Annotated in this window: 1 pseudogene; it reads right to left on the minus strand. The window is 59.3% G+C overall.

The window, feature by feature from the left end:
• Positions 1–2,526 (minus strand): annotated as a pseudogene (locus KUM32_RS27970) (hypothetical protein); the annotation flags it as partial.

Below are 2,526 nucleotides of genomic sequence, written 5' to 3' on the forward strand. Positions count from 1 at the left end.
CTCCGCACCCGGCGGGGTGGTGTTATTCGGAGGTATGAAGTGTTCAGGAGGGCCGATCATGCCTCGGCGTTTGGGGGCATCGGGGCGGGGTCTGTAGCCGATGTCGGGGTTGGTAGCGGTGCGCTGTGCGTCGTGGCCGTTCGAGGTGTTGTTTTCTGGATGCCGGGAGGACGAGTCGGTTTCCTGGGCGGGGGGTGCGGGCTCGCGGGAGGTGGCGGATCCGGTACGGGGTGTCGAGTCGGTGGCGCCCGGCCTGCTGGAAGCGGAACCTGCCGTGGGAGTGGAACCCGGGTTCCGAAGACCGGAACGGTTTGATGGAAGATCCGGGTGGCGGCCGCCACGGCGGTCACGGCCGCCACGGCGGTCACGGCCGTCACGGTAGCGCACCGCGTAACTACGATGGAGGCCGTCTTTTTGGTCAGGTGCTCCCAGTTGTCCGCCGGTACGGCCGTCCCCGCCCGCGTCGGTGGTGATGTCGGTGGTGACGTTGGGGCCGACGGGCATGTCGTCCGTGGGACCGCCGGCGGCCTGAGAAGAGTCCGGCTGGGCGGGGTCTTCGGAACCGGTGGGGTTCTCCAGCACTTCAGCCGAACCGGGCACGGCACGGGAGGCGGCACCTGAACGGTCCAGCGGCCGGGTGATGTCGGCTTCGCCCTCGTTGTGGGCGGAGGGCTCGGGTACTGGGAGGTTGGGCTCCCGTGACGTCGACGGGCCGGCGTCGACGGTGGCCGGATCCTGATCGGGGTTGTTAAGGGGGTGAGTGAAGGCGGGCAGGTCTATTCCCATGGTCGAGACGCCCAGCAGGAAGCGCGTTTGCTCGTCGAAGGTCTCGTCCTGAGAGGAAGGGTCCTCAGTACTGGACTCAGGGAACTCGGCTTCGCCCTTGTTGTGGGTGGAGGGATCGGGTACTGGGAGGTTGGGCTCCCGTGACGTCGACGGGCCGGCGTCGACGGTGGCCGGAGCCTGACCGGGGTAGTTAAGAATGCCAGGGTATTCGAACGGGTCTATTCCCATGGTCGAGACGCCCAGCAGGAAGCGCGCTTGCTCGTCGAAGGTCTCGTCCTGAGAGGAAGGGTCCTCAGTACTGGACTCAGGGAACTCGGCTTCGTCCTCGTTGTGGGCGGATGGTTCGGGTACTGGGAGGTTGGGATCCCGTGACGTCGACGGGCCGGCGTCGACGGTGGCCGGAGCCTGATCGGCAGTACTGGGCTCAGGAAAAAGAGACGGCCAGACCTCGACATTATATTCTTCCTGGGAGAACCATTCAGTCAAGCCCTCCAGTCCGTTTTTTCCTGGCTGCGCCAATTGCTCAACCGAGTAACGGAACGCGCTCGCCCTTGATATCAAGAGGGCCTTATATGCGGGCAAAAGGGCTGGTTTCCCCGCTCTGTGCGCTTTCTCTTCGTATTCTTTGAATGCACTGGCTATCTTGTGCAGTAGCGGTTCAATATTCTTCTGCGGGCCTCCGGAGGATTGCTGAATGATGATACGCAGGTGCTGCGGGTCCGCCGGGATCTGACGTGCGAGGTCATAGAATCTCTGCTTATCAATCCCCAACTCGAGTGCGATATCCGAGATGTCGGTGGGGACCCGTCGGATGGAGCTTATGTAACGCAACGCTTCGTACAGGGACGGGCCGCGGCGGATGTCCATGACAGTTCGAAGGTATTCGATTTTTTTAGCCGTTATTTCACTGGGATTGTTACGGGTGCCCCACCGATATCTACTGATGTAGATTTTTTCATGTTCGGGCTTGTTCAGGTGAATAATGAACTCCACCTGGTAAGAATTTACATCCGTGAAAGGTTCAAGCAGGTTCAGCGAAGAATCCGTAGAATCCAGATAACTTCTCAGCATTGCCGGGGTGAGCTTGTAATGATCGGCTATGCTGTACAGCCAGTTCCGCCCGCCAGGGGTTCTGTACGCCTGTAGAAATTTTTTGTATATGGACTCATCCAGTGTTCTGAGGTCCTTCATCTTCCATGGAGAGTGGGGCGAACCGTACAGCATTTTCGCAAGCAGAATCGGATCAATGTCGTATTGGAGGGAAATGGCGAGCATCTTTACCCGCGTGCGGTAATTATCGAGATTTCCAGGGAGGAGGAATTCATTGACTGTGGGGACTCTGTTCAGCCCTTGCAGCCACAAAAGGAAGCGCTCGCGGACCGCGAGAAGTGCGTCTTCGTAATTGAGGCGTATTTCTTCGTCAGTAAATTCGATTCCTGCCCCCTTGAGCAATACATCCTTAAACAAGTATTCTATTTTATAATGGTCCACCCAGGGGCGGTCAGGGAACGTCCGCAGGCGCTCACGCTTTTCGATAAAGGTTTCCCATTCCGGAATGATATTTTTTTTGGTAGTGCGTTGCGCCTCATCATAGGAGGGGAGCTCGTCATCCGCAGGAGGCGCATTGCTGGGGGAGCGCTCAAGGGAACTGTTGGAAAGGTCGAGGAGAATCGAGGCGGGGGACTGCGCGGAGGTGCTGGGGGAATTCGAGGTTTGCGTGGAGCGCGGCTGGGGGGCGTT

This window comes from Streptomyces sp. AC627_RSS907 (assembly GCF_019049165.1).